The organism is Streptomyces sp. NPDC054047, assembly GCF_055585065.1.
The window spans coordinates 685,657-702,351 of sequence record NZ_JBVJKV010000002.1 but is presented as its reverse complement, the minus strand read 5'-3'; the positions used below and the strand labels follow the sequence as shown (position 1 = coordinate 702,351).

The following is a 16,695-nucleotide window of genomic DNA, read 5'->3' as shown; positions in this document are numbered from 1 at the left end:
TCCGCGCGTATGTGCTGGGGGACGCTAGTGCAGTCGGGGCCTGTCACCTATGAGTGACGTCACGCCCCGAGTCGGTTGAGAATCCGGGCCGGTGGAGAACGAGGCGGGCGGTTTCCGTCGGTGTGGCGCCGACGCGCACCCCGGCGGCCTCCAGGGCCTCCTGTTTCGCGCGGGCGGTGCCGGACGATCCGGAGACGATGGCGCCCGCGTGCCCCATGGTCTTGCCCTCGGGAGCGGTGAAGCCGGCGATGTAGGCGACGACGGGTTTGGTGACGGCGCGTTGGATGTAGGCGGCCGCGCGTTCCTCCGCGTCGCCGCCGATCTCGCCGATGAGGACGATCAGTTCGGTGTCGGGGTCGTCCTCGAAGGCGGCGAGGCAGTCGATGTGCGTGGTGCCGACGACGGGGTCGCCGCCGATGCCGACGCAGGTGGAGAAGCCGAGGTCGCGCAGCTCGTACATGAGTTGGTAGGTGAGGGTGCCGGACTTCGACACCAGGCCGACGCGTCCTGGTTTGGTGATGTCGGCGGGGATGATGCCCGCGTTGGCCTGCCCCGGGGTGATGAGCCCGGGGCAGTTGGGTCCGATGACGCGGGTGCCGCGCTCCTTGGCGTACGCGTGGAAGGCGACGGAGTCGTGCACGGGGATGCCCTCCGTGATGACCACGGCCAGGCCTATCCCGGCGTCGGCCGCCTCGGTGACGGCCGCCTTGCAGAAGGCGGGCGGCACGAAGACCACGGAGACGTCGGCGCCGGTGGCCTCGATGCCGTCACGGACGGAGCCGAAGACGGGGACGGCACGGTCGTCGAAGTCGACGGTGCGGCCCGCCTTGCGGGGGTTGACGCCGCCGACGACGTCCGTGCCCGCCGCGAGCATGCGGCGTGTGTGCTTCATGCCCTCGGCGCCGGTCATGCCCTGGACGAGGACCTTGCTCTCCTTGGTGAGGTAGATCGCCATGTCCCGGCTCCTTAGGCTGCGTTGGTGTGTCCGGCGAGTTCGGCGGCCCGGCGCGCGGCGCCGTCCATGGTGGTGGCCTGCTGGACGAGGGGGTGGGAGCGCTCGTCGAGGATGGCGCGACCGCGCGCGGCGTTGTTGCCGTCGAGGCGGACGACGAGGGGTTTGGTCAACTGGACTGATTCCAGGGCCTGGACGATGCCGTCGGCGACGGCGTCGCACGCAGTGATGCCGCCGAAGACGTTGACGAAGACGGACTTGACGGCGGGGTCGGAGAGGATGACGGAGAGGCCGTCGGCCATGATCTGGGCGGAGGCGCCGCCTCCGATGTCGAGGAAGTTCGCGGGGCGCGCTCCACAGCCCGCGACCACGTCGAGGGTCGACATGACCAGGCCCGCGCCGTTGCCGATGATGCCGACCTCGCCGTCGAGCTTCACGTAGTTGAGGCCCTTGGCGGCGGCGGCCGACTCCAGCGGGTCGTCGTGCGCGGAGTCGTCGGCGCCCCAGCGTGCCTGGCGGAAGCGGGCGTTGTCGTCCAGGGTGACCTTGCCGTCGAGGGCAAGGATCTCTCCCTGGGTGGTGCGGACGAGGGGGTTCACCTCGACCAGGAGCGCGTCCTCGCGGATCAGCACCTGCCAGAGCTTGACCAGTACGTCGGCGGCGGCTTCGGGCAGCCCCGCCGCGGCGGCGATCTCGGCCGCCTTCGCCTCGCCCACTCCTTGCGTCGGGTCGATCTCCACGCGCGCGACGGCCTCGGGGCGGCTCGCCGCCACCTCCTCGATCTCCATGCCGCCCTCGGCGGAGGCGATGGCGAGGAAGCGCCCCGCCGCGCGGTCCAGTACGTACGAGACGTAGAACTCGCTCTCGATGTCGACGGGTTGGGCCAGCATCACCTTGTGCACGGTGTGGCCCTTGATGTCCATGCCGAGGATCTGGCGTGCCGTGATCTCGGCGGCGGCCGGGTCAGCCGCCACCTTCACACCGCCCGCCTTGCCGCGCCCGCCGGTCTTCACCTGAGCCTTGACGACGACGCGGCCGCCCAGGCGTTCGGCGCCCGCGCGTGCCTCCTTCGCCGTGTCGGCGACCTCCGCTTGCGGCACCAAGATGCCGTATTCCTCGAAGAGTTCCCTTGCCTGGTGCTCGAACAGGTCCATTCCGGCTCCTGACGCCTTGTCGTTCCGGGGAGCGAACCCCCCGCCTCCGAAAAGTGCCGCACGCCCCCTGGACACCACTGACCGGATGCGGGATAACAAGCTTCATACAGTATTCGTCGACTGTATGCAATCTACCGCGAGAGCACCTACGAGCAGCGTGTGAGCGTGTGTGAGCGCTCCAACTCCCCTACGAAGGGACAGGACTTCGCCATGCCCGACGGCAGCAGCGACACGAACCAGACCCACATCTCCGGTGGGCACCTGGTCGCCAAGGCACTCAAAGCAGAGGGTGTGGAGGTCATCTACACCTTGTGCGGCGGCCACATCATCGACATCTACGACGGCTGCGTCGACGAGGGGATCGATGTCGTCGACGTGCGCCACGAGCAGGTCGCCGCCCACGCGGCCGACGGCTACGCGCGCCTCACCGGAAAGCCGGGATGCGCCGTGGTGACGGCGGGACCGGGAACCACGGACGCCGTCACGGGCGTCGCGAACGCCTTCCGCGCGGAGTCCCCCATGCTGCTGATCGGCGGCCAGGGAGCGCACACCCAGCACAAGATGGGGTCACTTCAGGACCTCCCGCACGTCGACATGATGACGCCCATCACCAAGTTCGCCGCGACCGTGCCGGACACGGCGCGGGCCGCGGACATGGTGTCGATGGCGTTCCGCGAGTGCTACCACGGCGCTCCGGGGCCGTCCTTCCTGGAGATCCCGCGCGATGTCCTGGACGCCAAGGTGCCGGTGGAGAAGGCGCGGGTGCCGCAGGCCGGGCAGTACCGCGCCTCCACCCGCTCGGCCGGCGACCCCGAGGCCATCGAGAAGCTGGCCGACCTGCTCGTGCACGCCGAGAAGCCCGCGATCCTGCTCGGCAGCCAGGTGTGGACGACACGGGGCACCGCATCCGCCATCGAGCTCGTGCGCACCCTGAACGTGCCCGCCTACATGAACGGCGCCGGCCGCGGCACCCTGCCGCCCGGGGACCCGCACCACTTCCAGCTCTCGCGGCGGTACGCCTTCTCCAACGCCGACCTCATCGTCATCGTGGGCACGCCCTTCGACTTCCGCATGGGCTACGGCAAGCGGCTCTCCCCGGACGCCACCGTCGTACAGATCGACCTCGACTACCGCACCGTCGGCAAGAACAGGGACATCGACCTGGGCATCGTCGGTGACGCGGGGCTGATCCTGAAGTCGGTCACCGAGGCCGCGTCCGGGCGGCTCAACGGCGGTGCCGCCAAGCGCAAGGAGTGGCTCGACGAGCTGCGCGCCGCCGAGCAGACGGCGATCGAGAAGCGGCTGCCGAACCTGAAGTCCGACGCCTCGCCGATCCACCCCTACCGTCTCGTCAGCGAGATCAACGACTTCCTTACCGAAGACTCCATCTACATCGGCGACGGCGGCGACATCGTCACCTTCTCCGGGCAGGTCGTGCAGCCCAAGTCGCCCGGCCACTGGATGGACCCCGGACCGCTCGGCACGCTCGGCGTCGGCGTCCCCTTCGTGCTCGCCGCCAAGCAGGCGCGGCCCGACAAGGAGGTGGTGGCCCTCTTCGGAGACGGCGCCTTCTCGCTGACCGGGTGGGACTTCGAGACGCTCGTCCGCTACAACCTGCCCTTCGTGGGGATCGTCGGCAACAACTCCTCGATGAACCAGATCCGTTACGGCCAGAAGGCCAAGTACGGCGAGGAGCGCCAGCGCATCGGCAACACCCTCGGCGACGTCCACTACGACAAGTTCGCCCAGATGCTGGGCGGTCACGGCGAAGAGGTCCGCGACCCCGCCGACATCGGCCCGGCGCTGCGGCGGGCGCGCGAGTCGGGCAAGCCCTCGCTGATCAACGTATGGGTCGACCCGGACGCGTACGCCCCCGGAACCATGAACCAGACCATGTACAAGTGAGGAGCCCGTGCGATGACGACCAAGGCTCTTGAGGGCGTACGCGTCCTCGACATGACACACGTCCAGTCCGGGCCCTCCGCCACCCAACTGCTCGCCTGGCTCGGTGCGGACGTGGTGAAGCTGGAGGCGCCCTCCGGGGACATCACGCGCAAACAGCTGCGTGATCTTCCGGACGTCGACTCGCTCTATTTCACGATGCTCAACTGCAACAAGCGGAGCATCACCCTCAACACCAAGACCGAGCGCGGCAAGGAGCTCCTCACCGAGCTGATCCGGCGCTCCGACGTGATGGTCGAGAACTTCGGCCCGGGAGCCGTGGACCGGATGGGGTTCACCTGGGAGCGCATCCAGGAGATCAACCCGCGGATCGTCTACGCCTCGATCAAGGGCTTCGGAGAGGGCCCCTACACCAACTTCAAGGCCTACGAAGTGGTGGCACAGGCCATGGGCGGCTCCATGTCGACCACCGGCTTCGAGGACGGTCCGCCGCTCGCCACGGGCGCCCAGATCGGTGACTCCGGGACGGGCATCCACGCCGTCGCCGGGATTCTCGCCGCCCTCTTCCAGAGGGAGAACACCGGCCGCGGGCAGCGCGTGAACGTGGCCATGCAGCACGCGGTGCTCAACCTGTGCCGGGTGAAGCTGCGCGACCAGCAGCGCCTGGCGCACGGGCCGCTCGCCGAGTACCCGAACGACGACTTCGGGGACGAGGTGCCGCGCTCCGGCAACGCGTCCGGCGGCGGACAGCCCGGCTGGGCGGTCAAGTGCGCGCCCGGCGGACCGAACGACTACGTGTACGTCATCGTGCAGCCCGTGGGCTGGCAGCCGCTGACCGAGCTGATCGGCCGGCCCGAACTCGCCCAGGACCCCGAGTGGGCCTCTCCGGAGGCGCGGCTCCCCAAGCTCGGCAAGATGTTCCAGCTGATCGAGGAGTGGTCCGCCACGCTCCCCAAGTGGGAGGTCCTGGAGCGGCTCAACGCCCACAACATCCCCTGCGGCCCGATCCTCTCCACCAAGGAGATCATCGAGGACGCCTCGCTGGCCGCGAATGAGATGGTCGTCGAGGTCGCGCATCCGCAGCGCGGCTCCTTCACGACGGTCGGCTCCCCGCTGAAGCTGTCGGACTCCCCCGTGGACGTGGTCAGTTCGCCGCTCCTGGGCGAGCACAACGCGGAGGTCTTCGTCGGTGAGCTCGGCCTCGGCGACGAGGAACTGCGCCTGCTCAAGTCGAACGGAGTGATCTGATTGATGGCCGAAGACCGCGCACTGACGGTGCGGGCGCTCCTGGACACCGTGCGCGCCGAGGGACGGACCTCGCTGACGGCCCCGGAGGGCAAGATCCTCGCGGACGCCTACGGGATCGCCGTGCCGGGCGAGGAACTGGCGACGGACGTGGACGAGGCGGTGGCGCACGCGGCCCGCTTCGAAGGGCCCGTCGTCATGAAGATCGTCTCCCCCGACATCCTGCACAAGACCGACGCGGGCGGCGTCATCGTCGGCGTGGAGGGCGCCACCGACGTACGGGCCGCCTTCTGCACGATCGTCGAGAACGCGCGGGCGTACGCGCCGACGGCACGCATCGAGGGCGTGCAGGTGCAGGAACTGCTGCCCTCCGGCCAGGAAGTCATCGTCGGGGCGGTGACCGACCCGACGTTCGGGAAAGTCGTCGCCTTCGGGCTCGGCGGCGTGCTCGTCGAGGTCCTCAAGGACGTCACGTTCCGCCTCGCGCCGGTCGACGCGGACGAGGCCGCCTCGATGCTCGACTCGATCCGCGCGGCCGAGATCCTGCGCGGGGTGCGGGGCGCGCCGGCGGTGGACCGGTGGGCCGTCGCCGAGCAGATACGCCGGGTCTCCCAACTGGTCACCGACTTCCCCGAGATCGCGGAGGTGGACCTCAACCCGGTGATCGCCACTCCGGAGGGGGCCATCGCCGCGGACATCCGCGTCATCCTCTCCGAAGGGGTTCAGAAGAAGCGCCGCACGTACACGCGCGAGGAGATGCTCACGTCGATGCGGCGGCTGATGGAGCCGCGCTCGGTCGCCGTGATCGGTGCCTCCAACGAGCAGGGCAAGATCGGCAATTCGGTGATGCGCAACCTCATCGACGGCGGCTTCTCCGGCGAGATCCATCCGGTGAACCCCAAGGCCGATGACATCTTGGGCCGCAAGGCGTACAAGAGTGTCACGGACGTTCCCGGTGAGGTGGATGTGGCGGTCTTCGCGATCCCCGCCAAGTTCGTGGCATCGGCCTTGGAGGAGGTGGGCCGCAAGGGCATCCCCAATGCGGTCCTGATCCCCTCCGGGTTCGCCGAGACCGGTGAACAGGGCCTCCAGGACGAGATCGTGGAGATCGGCGAGCGGCTCGGAGTGCGGCTGCTCGGCCCGAACATCTACGGCTACTACTCGACGTGGCAGGACCTGTGCGCCACGTTCTGCACGCCGTACGACGTCAAGGGCGGGGTCGCCCTGACGAGCCAGTCCGGTGGCATCGGGATGGCCATCCTCGGTTTCGCGCGCACTACGAAGACGGGCGTTTCGGCGATCGTCGGGCTCGGCAACAAGTCCGACCTGGACGAGGACGACCTCCTCACGTGGTTCGGCGAGGACCCCAACACGAAGTGCATCGCCATGCACCTGGAGGACCTCAAGGACGGCCGCGCCTTCGTGGAGGCCGCGCGGGCGACCGTCCCCAAGAAGCCGGTCGTGGTCCTGAAGGCCGGGCGTACGGCCGCCGGGGCGAAGGCCGCCGGATCGCACACGGGGGCCCTGGCGGGCGACGACGCCGTGTACGACGACATCCTCAGGCAGGCGGGCGTCATCAGGGCCCCGGGGCTCAACGAGATGCTGGAGTACGCGCGCGCGTTGCCGGTGCTTCCCACCCCGCAGGGCGACAACATCGTGATCATCACGGGTGCGGGCGGCTCCGGCGTGCTGCTCTCCGACGCGGTGACCGACAACGGGCTGCGCCTGATGGAGATCCCCGACGACCTGGACGCGTCCTTCAAGGCGTTCATCCCGCCCTTCGGGGCGGCGGGCAACCCCGTCGACATCACCGGGGGCGAGCCGCCGTCGACGTACGAGGCGACGATCAGGCTCGGCCTGGAGGACCCGCGCATCCACGCGCTCGTCCTGGGCTACTGGCACACCATCGTCACCCCTCCCATGGTCTTCGCCGAGCTGACGGCCCGGGTGGTCGCGGAGTTCCGTGAGCGCGGCATCGAGAAGCCCGTCGTGGCATCCCTGGCGGGCGACGTCGAGGTGGAGGAGGCCTGCCAGTACCTCTTCGAGCGGGGCGTCGTGGCGTACCCGTACACGACGGAGAAGCCGGTGGCCGCGCTCGGCGCCAAATACCGGTGGGCCCGTGCGGCCGGTCTGTTGGGGGGCGGTCGATGAGGTGACCGGTGTTGGGGCCGGCCGGCGGTGCGCGTCGGCCGGCCCCGGGACCCGTGCGCACACGAAAGGAATTGGACAGGGGGCGCTGGCCAGGATCTTTTCGACGCAAGGGGTGCTAGAGCGACATGACGACAACCGACATACCCACAGCCGTCCCGTACCGGGAGGTGACGGACGCCAACGGCCGGATGTACCGAGTCGGCGAGACCGACATCGACATCATGGGCCGCAGGCGCAAGTGGATGGTCATCCTGCCGTGGATCGGCATGATGGGAATCAGTTCGGCCGAGTACGCGTTCGCGTCGGCCGAGGACACCCTGCACACCGCGCACTCCTGGGGCGACACCCACATCTTCTGGATGCTGGGGGTCTGGGTCTTCTTCCAGGCCGCGGTGGCCTTCCCGGCGGGCAAACTGCGTGAGAGCGGCAGGCTTCCGGCGCGCTGGGCGATGATGTGCGGCGCCGTCGGGACGCTGCTGGGTTATGTGTCACTGGCGTTCGCACCCCATGTCGTCGTCGCCTACGTCGGCTTCGGCATGTTCAGCGGAATGGGCGCCGGCATGGTGTACGCGACCTGCGTGAACATGGTCGGCAAGTGGTACCCCGAACGAAAGGGAGGCAAGACCGGATTCGTCAACGGCGGATTCGCCTACGGGTCGGTTCCGTTCGTGTTCATCTTCACCGGCTTCATGGACCTGACGAACTTCCGCTGGGTGCTCGTGAGCGTCGGCCTCTTCCTGGCGGCGATGGTCGCCGTGGCCGGTTACTTCTTCCAGGACCCGCCGAAGAACTGGTGGCCGGCCGACGTGGACCCGCTGCGGCCGCCGGACGACCCACGGGCCAGGCGCGCGCTCGCGATGAACCCGCCCGCCGTGCGGCAGTACACGCCCAAGGAGGCGTGGCAGACCGGACGGGTCGCGCTGATGTGGTTCTGCCTGCTGTGCACATCGGGCGTGAACATCTTCGGCATCGCCTTCCAGGTGGACATCGGAAAGGAAGCCGGATTCGCCGGCGGAATCGTCGCCACGGCCATGTCCTTGAAGGCGATCGTCAACGGCACCGGCCGAGGCGTCATCGGCTGGCTGTCGGACCTCTACGGACGCAAACGCTGCCTGATATTCGTCTGCATCGTCCTGGGGCTCTCCCAGTACGGCATCCTGTGGGCCGCCGACATCAAGAACCTCCCGCTGTTCCTGATCTTCTCCAGTATTTCCGGCTTCGGAGGCGGCGCCATCTTCCCGATGTTCGCGGCGATGACGGCGGACTACTTCGGCGAGAACAACAACGCCTCCAACTACGGCCTGGTCTACAGCTCCAAGCTGGTGTCCGGGCTCCTCGGCTCCGGAATGGGGGCCGTCGTGGTGGCCAACTGGGGCCACACCGGGGCCTTCACCCTTGCCGGCTCCATTTCCCTGTTCGCGGGCTTCATCGCGCTCTTCCTTTCCCAGCCGGGAAGGCCCAAGGACAAAGGCATCAAACCCAATCCGCAACCCCTCGGTGAGGAGATGGCCTGACATGACGGCGGAGCCCATCGCCGCAAGAGACAAGGCGCCGGAGAGCGGCACCCCCTATCGCGAGATCACCGACGAGCACGGCCGCGTCTATCGCGTGGGCGAGACGGACCGGGACATACTCGGCCACTCCCGCAAGATCATGGTGTACCTGCCGTGGATCGCGATGATGGCCATCAGCGTCTTCGAGTACGCCTTCGGCTCGGCGGAGGACACCCTGTCCCACGCCCACGGCTGGACGCAGTCCAACACCTTCTGGATTCTGAGTGTCTGGGTCTTCTTCCAGGCCGGCATAGCGTTCCCGGCCGGATGGATGCGCGAGAAGGGCGTCCTGACGGCACGGAACGCCATGTACATCGGGTCGTTCATGTGCCTGACCGGATTCCTCGCCCTGTCACACCTGCACAACGTATGGCTCGCGATCATCGGCTTCGGCGTCATCGGCGGCGTGGGCTCCGGCCTCGTCTACGCGACCTGCATCAACATGGTCGCCAAGTGGTTCCCCGAACGGCGCGGCGCGAAGACGGGGTTCGTCAACGGCGGATTCGCCTACGGCTCGCTGCCGTTCATCTTCATCTTCAACTACGCGTTCGACACGGCCAATTACCACCGCGTCCTCGACCTGATCGGCGCGTACATCCTCGTCGTCGTCCTGGCCTGCGCCTTCTTCTTCAAGGACCCGCCGAAGAACTGGTGGCCCTCCGACGTGGACCCGATGGAGAAGTCGGGCGCCTCGAAGGACGCGGCGAGTCTGGCCAAGAACCCGCCCGCCGTGCGTCAGTTCACCCCGAAGGAGGCCATCAGAACGGGGATGCTGCCCCTGATGTGGTTCACGCTCGTCATGACCGCGGGGGTGTCCATCTTCGGGATCTCCTTCCAGGTGGCCTTCGCCAAGGAGGTGGGCTTCGGACCGCTCGTCGCGGCGACGTCGATGGGGCTCATGGCCGTCATCAACGGCATCGGACGCGGAGTGGTCGGCTGGCTCTCCGACCTCTGGGGCCGCAAGGCGACCCTGGTGTTCGTGATCCTGGTCCTCGGGCTCTCCCAGTTCGGTGTGATCTGGGCGGGCGACATCCACAGCGAGTGGCTGTTCCTGGTCTTCGCGTTCCTCTCGGGATTCGGCGGCGGCGCGTTCTACCCGATGTTCGCGGCGCTGACCCCGGACTACTTCGGGGAGAACTACAACGCCACCAACTACGGGCTCGTCTACAGCGGCAAGCTGATCAGCGGCCTGTTCGGCGGCGGACTCGGCTCGATGGTGGTGGCCGCGTGGGGCTACAACGGCGCCTACGCCCTCGCGGGCGGCATCTCCATGCTGGCCGCGGCCGTCGCGCTGCTGCTCCGGCAGCCGGGGCGGGAGCGGGCACCGGCGCCCGCCTGATCCCCGATCCCCGTGACGTCACACAGCTCTCGCCGCGCGGCCTCCGCGCGGCGAGAGCTGTGTGTGCGGGCGGTTCAGCGCCTCCTGTCAGCGCTTCTTGCGCAGGGCGGCCAGGTTGTCGTAGCCGATCTTCGCGAGTTTCAGGGACTGGCCGAGGTCGGTGCCGCTGGGCGCGTTGTCCTGCTCGACCATGGGGTTGTGGTAGTTCTTCTCGCCGACGCGGCTGAAGAAGGTGCGGTAGTCGATGACGCCCTCGCCGAAGGCCACCATGTCGTAGCCCTCACCGCTGGTGTCGTTGCGCGTGCCGTCCTTGGCGTGGAAGAGCGGGTAGCGCTTGTTGTTGCGGCTGACGAGCGCTGCCGGGTCGAAGACCTTCTTGCGCTGGGAGCCGTCGTGCGCGGTGTACGTGTGGAACTTGTACTGCGCGACGTGCGCCCAGTAGATGTCCATCTCCAGCCAGACCGACCTCGGGTCGGTGGCCTTGAGGAAGTACTCCAGCCTGCGGATGCCGGAACTGCGGGTCGGGCGGCCCTGCGCGTCGAGCGGGCCGCCGTCGAGCAGGAAGCCGTACGCCGCGTCGTGGTTGTGGGTGTAGAGCTTGATGCCGGCCTTGCGCGCGATGGCGCCCATGGCGTTCCACTTGTCGGCGGCCACGTCCCAGTCGGCCTTGTACGAGCTGTTGGTGGGGTCGCCACCGGTGCCCATGTGGTCCATGCCGAGGATGTTGGCGATCTCCAGGTGCTTCTTGAACGTGTCGAGGTCGGGCTGCGAGAGCGGCCACGACCCCGGTATGAAGCCGTGGTTGCCCTGGGCGCGCAGGCCGTACTCGTCGAGCCAGGAGCGCAGCAGCTTGGCGCCCGCGACGGACTCCAGACTTGCGCCGCCGGGGGCGTTGGCGTGCTGGCCGTAGCCCGCGAACTCGACCTGCTTGTAGCCGTAACGGGCCAGCTCCTTGAACACCTCGCGGAAGCCGGAGGGCAGGGTGCTCGCGAGCGGGTCGCGGCCCGTGGCGTCACGGACGGTGTAGAGGATGATGCCGCGCTTCTTCGCGGGCACGAGCTCGCGGCCGTGACCGCCGTGGCCGTGGTCGTGTCCGTGGCCCGGCGACTGGGCGAAGGACGGCGCCGCGCCGAACACGGGCGCGGCGATCGCTCCCGCGGCGACGGCGGTGCAGGTGCTGAGGAAGCGGCGGCGTTCGATGCCGAGGCGCTGTCTGAGGGCCTCGTCGGCGGCGGGAGTCTCGTGGATGTCGGTCACGGGTGCCTCTCTTGGGCTCTTGGACGTGCGGGCGGAGGCCACTGGCGCGTTGTCAGTGACGCATGTTTCACTCTTAGTAACTGCTCCTGGTCGGAGGGGTGCTGGGGCGAGGTGCGCCTCAGCCCAGGCCGGCCAGGTCCAGCAGAAGGGATTTCACGGCGGTGGCCGCGATCCGGTCGGGAAGCGCATGGGGGGTGGAGCTGATGATGAGCGGACCGTCGTCGTCGCTCAAGGGAAGGCGGCCGTGGCTGCCGCGAATAGGTGACGGGTCCAGGGGCACGACCGCCATGCGGTAGCGCATGCCGAGCTTCTTGCGGGCCAGCGCCTTCGCCGCCTTGACCTTCACGTACGGGTCGAGCGGGTCCATGAAGAGCTCGACGGGGTCGTAGCCGGGTTTGCGGTGGATCTCGACGAGCTGCGCGAAGTCGGGCGCGCGGGCGTCGTCGAGCCAGTAGTAGTACGTGAACCAGGCATCCGGCTCCGCGACGGCGACGAGTTCGCCCGAGCGCGGGTGGTCGAGGCCGTTTGCCTTCTTGCCCTCGTCGTCCAGGAGTTGCTCGATGCCGGGCAGGTCGGCCAGGGCCTGGCGGGTGACCTCCAGGTCCTCGGGCCTGCGCACGTAGACGTGGGCGATCTGGTGGTCCGCGACGGCGAAGGCGCGGGACGTCATGGGGTCGAGGTACTCCATGCCGTCCTGGGTGTGCACTTCGAGCAGGCCCGCGCGGCGCAGGGCACGGTTGATGTCGACGGGGCGGTCCACGCGGGTGATGCCGTACTCGGACAGGGCGACGACGGTGCGGCCTTCGGCCTTCGCCTCGTCGAGGAGGGGGGCGATGGTCGCGTCGAGTTCGGCGGCGGCCCGGTGGGAGCGCGGGTCGTCGGGGCCGAAGCGCTGTAGGTCGTAGTCGAGATGGGGGAGGTAGCACAGGGCCAGGTCGGGGTGGCGGGTGCTGATGATGTGGCGCGTGGCGTCGGCGATCCAGCGGCTGGAGACGATGTCCGCGCCCGGGCCCCAGAAGTGGAAGAGGGGGAACGTGCCGAGTTTCTCGGTGAGTTCGTCGTGCAGGTCCGGGGGCCGGGTGTAGCAGTCGGGTTCCTTGCGGCCGTCGGCGTAGTACACGGGACGGGGGGTGATGGTGATGTCGGTGTCGGCGCCCATGGCGTACCACCAGCAGATGTTGGCGACGGTGTAGCCGGGGTGCGCGCGACGGGCCGCGTCCCACAGTTTGTCGCCCGCGACGAGGCCGTTGTGCTGGCGCCACAGGAGTACGTCGCCGAGCTCGCGGAAGTACCAGCCGTTGCCGACGATGCCGTGCTCGGCCGGGGTGGTGCCGGTGAGGAAGGTGGACTGGGCGGCGCAGGTGACGGCGGGCATGACGGTGCCCAGCGGGGCCTGGGAGCCGGACCGGCCCAGGGACTTGAGGCGGGGCATGTGGTCCAGGAGACGGGGGGTGAGACCGACGACGTCCAGGACGAGGAGGGGTGTGGGGCTCATGGGAGTTCCTTGAGGCCGAGGTCCGTCAGGAGATCGCGGGCGAGGGTGAGCTCGGCGGCGATGCCGTCGGCGAGCTGGGGGCGGGAGCGGGGGCGCAGTTCGGGCGGCAGCGCCTGCCAGGTGTAGGTCTCGACCTCGAGGTGGCGGGTGCGGGGCTCGGGGCCGCCGACCAGGTGGGCGAGGGTGTCCTTGAGCACGGGGAGCGTGGAGGTGAGGGGCGGCGCGGGAGCCGCGTGCAGGGGTACGTGGAAGTGGGCGCGCCAGGGCCCCGTCTCGGGCAGGACGTCGCCGGCGAGGGATTCGCCGAGGTCGTCGGTGCCGTGCAGTCCGGCGGCGGTGCGGGTGCGGGTCTGGTGCAGGAAGCGGGGTTCGTCGAAGGCGGCGAGGGCCTCGCGGACTCCGGGGAGATGGGGGTGTTCGGCGTGCAGGGCGGCGGAGAGCTGGGACTTGACGACGGGGATGCCCGCGGCGGCGAGCGCGTCGAGCGCGGCCTGCGGGTCCTCGAAGGAGGTGGCGAGGTGACAGGTGTCGACGCAGACGCCGATGCGGTCGTGGCCGATGGCGGTGAGCGGGGCGATGGCGTCGCCCGTGGTCTCCACGGTGCAGCCCGGCTCCGGTTCGAGGCCGATGCGGATCGACTTGCCGGTCAGCTCCGCGAGGGCGTCGAGGCGCTGGGCGAGCGCGGTGAGGGCTGCGCGGGCGGCCTCGGCCCGGGTGGTGTCGAAGGGGGTGCGCCAGGCGAGGGGAAGGGTGGAGATGGTGCCTTCGGTGACGTCGTCCGGGAGGAGCGCGGCAAGGAGGCGGGCCAGATCGGTCGTGTGGGAGAGGCGCTCGGGGTCGGTCCAGTCCGGCTTGTAGACGCGGTACTTGACCTCCTCGGCGCCGAAACCCTCGTACGGGAAGCCGTTGAGGGTGACGACCTCAAGACCGCGCCGGTCGAGTTCGGTGCGCAGGCCGCGCAGCGCGGCCGGGTCGGTGACCAGGGCGTGCGCGGCGTCCTTGGCGAGCCACAGGCCGATGCCCAGGCGGTCCCTGCCGAGCCGTTTGCGTACGGGTTCGCAGTGGTCCCGCAGTTGCGCGAGGACGCCGTCGAGCGTCTCGGCGGGGTGGACGTTGGTGCAGTACGAGAGGTGGACGACGCTGCCGTCGGGGTGCCGGAAGCGCATGGCTCACGCCCCGCCGCGGAGGATGGAATTGCCCTCGTGGGTGGCTTCGGTGTCCGTGACATCGAGCGCGAGTCGGCCACTGAGTCCGTAGAAGGCGACCGGGTTGCGCCACAGCACCAGGTCGACGTCGTCCTCGGTGAACCCGGAGGCGAGCATGGCGTCGGCGACCTTTCGGGTCTTGAGCGGGTCGCTCTTGCCCCAGTCGGCCGCCGAGTTGACCAGGACCCGCTCGGGCCCGTGGTCGCGCAGGATGGCGACCATCCGGTCCTCGTCCATCTTGGTGTCGGGATAGACGGAGAAGCCGAGCCAGCAGCCGCTGTCCTTGGCCTCCTTGACCGTGGTCTCGTTGAGATGGTCGATCAGGACCCGGTCCAGGGGCAGTGCGGATTCCCGGACGACGTCGATGGTGCGGCGCAGTCCGGCGAGCTTGTCGCGGTGCGGGGTGTGGACGAGCGCGGGCAGCTCGTGGTCGGCGGCGAGCTGGAGCTGGGCGGTGAGCGCGGCGTCCTCGGCCGGGGTCATGGAGTCGTAGCCGATCTCACCGACGGCGACGACGTTGTCCTTCATGAGATACCGCGGCAGCTCGTCCAGGACCGGGGTGCAGCGGGGGTCGTTCGCCTCTTTGGGGTTCAGGGCGATGGTGCAGTGGTGGGCGATGCCGTACTGGGCCGCGCGGAAGGGCTCCCAGCCCAGGAGGGAGTCGAAGTAGTCGAAGAACGAGGCGGGTGAGGTGCGGGGCTGGCCCAGCCAGAACGCGGGCTCGACGACGGCACGGACGCCTGCGGCGTACATGGCCTCGTAGTCGTCGGTGGTGCGGGACGTCATGTGGATGTGGGGGTCGAAGATGCGCATCAGGACTCCTGCTCCTCGCCGGTGGAAGGGGTCGCGGGGGCCGGGGGCGTTGCCGCGGCCGAGGGGGCCGCAGGGGCGGCCAGGGCCAGGACGCGGTGCAGATCGCCGGGGACGGTGCGACCGGCGGCGGTGCGTTCGCCGGCGTAGTCGCCGAGCATGCGGGCCAGCTCGGCGTCGGCGCGGGCGCGGCGGTCGAGGTCGGCGACGGCCTCCACGGGCACGCCCGTGAACAGGCACTTGAGCACCGCGTGGCGCCAGTCGTGCGGGGCGAGGTGCCGGGCGGCGTACGGACCGACGGCGGCGGCGACGAGCCGGGTGTCGTTGGTACGCAGGGCGTCCTCGACCAGGGGCAGCGCCTGCGGGCCCTGGACCAGGTGGGGCAGGGCGTGCAGGACGGCGCGGCGCTCGGCCGCGGTGCCTTGTTCGTAGACGCGGGTGAGGGTGGCCGGGTCCGCGTCGGCCGCGTGCAGGAGCAGCACGCGGGCGGCGTCGGCGTGGTCCTGGCCGCAACGGCGTCCGGCTTCGGCGAAGCGCAGCTCCCAGACGGGGGCCGGACGCTGCTCCGGTCGCCCGGGGTGGGCGACGGCCTCCGCGGTGGCCTGGTCCAGCCAGGCGCGGGCGGCCCCGTCGAGGGAGGCTTCCAGACGGGTGCGGAGGTCGTCGATGACGGGGGTGTCGGTCACGGGGTTCCTCCTCTGGCTGCGATGGGGGCGGCCGGGGCGGCGCGGACCGCTTCCGTGGCCGCCTTGTGCAGGAACTCGATGGAGTGGGCGGCCAGTTGGGGGCCCGCGTGGGAGTGGCGGGGCAGTTCGACGACGGTGAGGCCCTGGTAGCCGGTGGAGGCCAGGGCTTCGAGGACGGGCGGGAAGTCGATCTCTCCGTCCCCGAACGGGAGGTGTTCATGGACGCCGCGGCGCATGTCCTCGATCTGGACGTGCCGCAGCCAGGGGGCGGCGGCGCGTACGCAGTCGGCGGGAGACTGCGGTTCGAGGCACTGGCAGTGGCCGATGTCGAGGGTGAGGCCCAGGAGTTGGGGATCGCCCAGGGCGTGACGGAGCCGGTGGAAGTCGGCGAGCGTGGAGAGGAGGTGGCCGGGTTCGGGTTCGATGGCCAGCGGTACGCCGGCGCCGGACGAGGCGTCCAGTACGGGGCCGATGGCCTCGGCGAGGCGCTGCCAGGCGGTGTCCTCGGGGGTGCCTTCGGGGGTGATGCCGCTGAAGCAGTGCACGGCGTGGGCGCCCAGGTCGGCGGCGACCTGGACGGCGCGGACCAGCAGGCGGACTCGGGCGGCGCGCGCGTCCGGGTCGGGGTCAAGGAGCGAGGGGCCGTGCTTGCGGCGCGGGTCGAGCACGTAGCGGGCGCCGGTCTCGATCGTCGCCGTCAGACCGAGCCGCTCCAGCCCACGGGCCACGTGGCGGGTGCGGGCGGCGAGGTCGGGGGCGAGCGGGTCGAGGTGCATGTGGTCGAGGGTGAGTCCGACGCCCGCGTAGCCGAGGTCGGCGAGGAGGCCGAGGGCGTCGTCGAGGCGGAGGTCGGTCAGCCCGTTGGTGCCGTATCCGAAGCGGAAGGGGTGCGGGGGGTCGGCGCCGGGTGCCGTCCCGGGCCGCGCCGTCGACAGCGGCCTGCCCG

Annotated in this window: 13 protein-coding genes; 5 read left to right on the top strand and 8 right to left on the bottom strand. The window is 69.7% G+C overall.

Translation table 11 applies throughout. The annotated features are described in order from the left end of the window. Positions 1-43: 43 nt before the first annotated feature. The gene (gene sucD, locus ACZ6ZP_RS09740; RefSeq protein WP_469406252.1) at positions 44-955 is read right to left on the bottom strand and encodes a succinate--CoA ligase subunit alpha; all 912 of its coding nucleotides are present in this window, start codon (positions 953-955) and stop codon (positions 44-46) included. Between the two features lie 11 nt (positions 956-966). Continuing rightward, positions 967-2,106: an ADP-forming succinate--CoA ligase subunit beta gene (sucC, locus tag ACZ6ZP_RS09735; RefSeq protein WP_469406250.1), complete on the bottom strand. Its 1,140-nt coding sequence runs from the start codon at positions 2,104-2,106 to the stop codon at positions 967-969. A 210-nt stretch (positions 2,107-2,316) separates the two neighbouring features. Here sucC and ACZ6ZP_RS09730 point away from each other — a divergent pair, with 210 nt between their 5' ends. The 5 genes from ACZ6ZP_RS09730 to ACZ6ZP_RS09710 all read left to right on the top strand — a co-directional run bounded on the left by ACZ6ZP_RS09730 (position 2,317) and on the right by ACZ6ZP_RS09710 (position 10,296). Next, positions 2,317-4,011: a thiamine pyrophosphate-binding protein gene (locus ACZ6ZP_RS09730; protein WP_399974361.1), complete on the top strand. Its 1,695-nt coding sequence runs from the start codon at positions 2,317-2,319 to the stop codon at positions 4,009-4,011. A gap of 12 nt (positions 4,012-4,023) precedes the next feature. Next, positions 4,024-5,256, top strand: coding sequence for a formyl-CoA transferase (frc, locus tag ACZ6ZP_RS09725; protein WP_351160803.1), 1,233 nt, complete (start codon positions 4,024-4,026; stop codon positions 5,254-5,256). Positions 5,257-5,259: 3 nt separating this feature from the next. Further along, entirely contained in the window at positions 5,260-7,404 is a 2,145-nt protein-coding gene (locus tag ACZ6ZP_RS09720) for an acetate--CoA ligase family protein (protein ID WP_361461725.1), read from the top strand. 125 nt (positions 7,405-7,529) lie between these two features. Further along, complete coding sequence (locus tag ACZ6ZP_RS09715; protein WP_361461728.1) at positions 7,530-8,918, top strand: OFA family MFS transporter; 1,389 nt, start codon at positions 7,530-7,532, stop codon at positions 8,916-8,918. Between the two features lies 1 nt (position 8,919). Then, positions 8,920-10,296 (top strand): OFA family MFS transporter, encoded by a 1,377-nt coding sequence (locus tag ACZ6ZP_RS09710; RefSeq protein WP_469406247.1) that lies wholly within the window; start codon positions 8,920-8,922, stop codon positions 10,294-10,296. Between the two features lie 87 nt (positions 10,297-10,383). Here the strand turns inward: ACZ6ZP_RS09710 and ACZ6ZP_RS09705 are convergent, their stop codons facing one another. From ACZ6ZP_RS09705 to ACZ6ZP_RS09680, 6 genes are all read right to left on the bottom strand, one after another. Then, on the bottom strand, positions 10,384-11,553 hold the full coding sequence (locus ACZ6ZP_RS09705; RefSeq protein ID WP_351160792.1) for a sugar phosphate isomerase/epimerase family protein: 1,170 nt from the start codon (positions 11,551-11,553) through the stop codon (positions 10,384-10,386). 118 nt (positions 11,554-11,671) lie between these two features. Beyond that, a complete protein-coding gene (locus ACZ6ZP_RS09700; protein ID WP_469406245.1) occupies positions 11,672-13,048 on the bottom strand; it encodes a nucleotide pyrophosphatase/phosphodiesterase family protein in 1,377 nt (458 codons plus the stop codon). Continuing rightward, a complete protein-coding gene (gene eboE, locus ACZ6ZP_RS09695) occupies positions 13,045-14,214 on the bottom strand; it encodes a metabolite traffic protein EboE (RefSeq protein WP_351160787.1) in 1,170 nt (389 codons plus the stop codon). Before eboE ends, ACZ6ZP_RS09700 begins: the two co-directional genes overlap by 4 nt. Before the next feature lie 3 nt (positions 14,215-14,217). Continuing rightward, on the bottom strand, positions 14,218-15,066 hold the full coding sequence (locus tag ACZ6ZP_RS09690; protein WP_351160784.1) for a TatD family hydrolase: 849 nt from the start codon (positions 15,064-15,066) through the stop codon (positions 14,218-14,220). Continuing rightward, on the bottom strand, positions 15,066-15,749 hold the full coding sequence (locus ACZ6ZP_RS09685; protein WP_351160782.1) for an EboA domain-containing protein: 684 nt from the start codon (positions 15,747-15,749) through the stop codon (positions 15,066-15,068). Before ACZ6ZP_RS09685 ends, ACZ6ZP_RS09690 begins: the two co-directional genes overlap by 1 nt. Then, complete coding sequence (locus tag ACZ6ZP_RS09680; protein ID WP_351161659.1) at positions 15,746-16,684, bottom strand: sugar phosphate isomerase/epimerase family protein; 939 nt, start codon at positions 16,682-16,684, stop codon at positions 15,746-15,748. Before ACZ6ZP_RS09680 ends, ACZ6ZP_RS09685 begins: the two co-directional genes overlap by 4 nt. Between the last annotated feature and the right edge of the window lie 11 nt (positions 16,685-16,695).

Coding starts and splice junctions, on each gene's coding strand:
- eboE (WP_351160787.1), bottom strand. CDS start 14,214: ATGCGCTTCCGGCACCCCGACGGCAGCGTCGTCCACCTCTCGTACTGC.
- ACZ6ZP_RS09730 (WP_399974361.1), top strand. CDS start 2,317: ATGCCCGACGGCAGCAGCGACACGAACCAGACCCACATCTCCGGTGGG.
- ACZ6ZP_RS09720 (WP_361461725.1), top strand. CDS start 5,260: ATGGCCGAAGACCGCGCACTGACGGTGCGGGCGCTCCTGGACACCGTG.
- ACZ6ZP_RS09690 (WP_351160784.1), bottom strand. CDS start 15,066: ATGCGCATCTTCGACCCCCACATCCACATGACGTCCCGCACCACCGAC.
- ACZ6ZP_RS09700 (WP_469406245.1), bottom strand. CDS start 13,048: ATGAGCCCCACACCCCTCCTCGTCCTGGACGTCGTCGGTCTCACCCCC.
- frc (WP_351160803.1), top strand. CDS start 4,024: ATGACGACCAAGGCTCTTGAGGGCGTACGCGTCCTCGACATGACACAC.
- sucD (WP_469406252.1), bottom strand. CDS start 955: ATGGCGATCTACCTCACCAAGGAGAGCAAGGTCCTCGTCCAGGGCATG.
- ACZ6ZP_RS09710 (WP_469406247.1), top strand. CDS start 8,920: ATGACGGCGGAGCCCATCGCCGCAAGAGACAAGGCGCCGGAGAGCGGC.
- ACZ6ZP_RS09715 (WP_361461728.1), top strand. CDS start 7,530: ATGACGACAACCGACATACCCACAGCCGTCCCGTACCGGGAGGTGACG.
- sucC (WP_469406250.1), bottom strand. CDS start 2,106: ATGGACCTGTTCGAGCACCAGGCAAGGGAACTCTTCGAGGAATACGGC.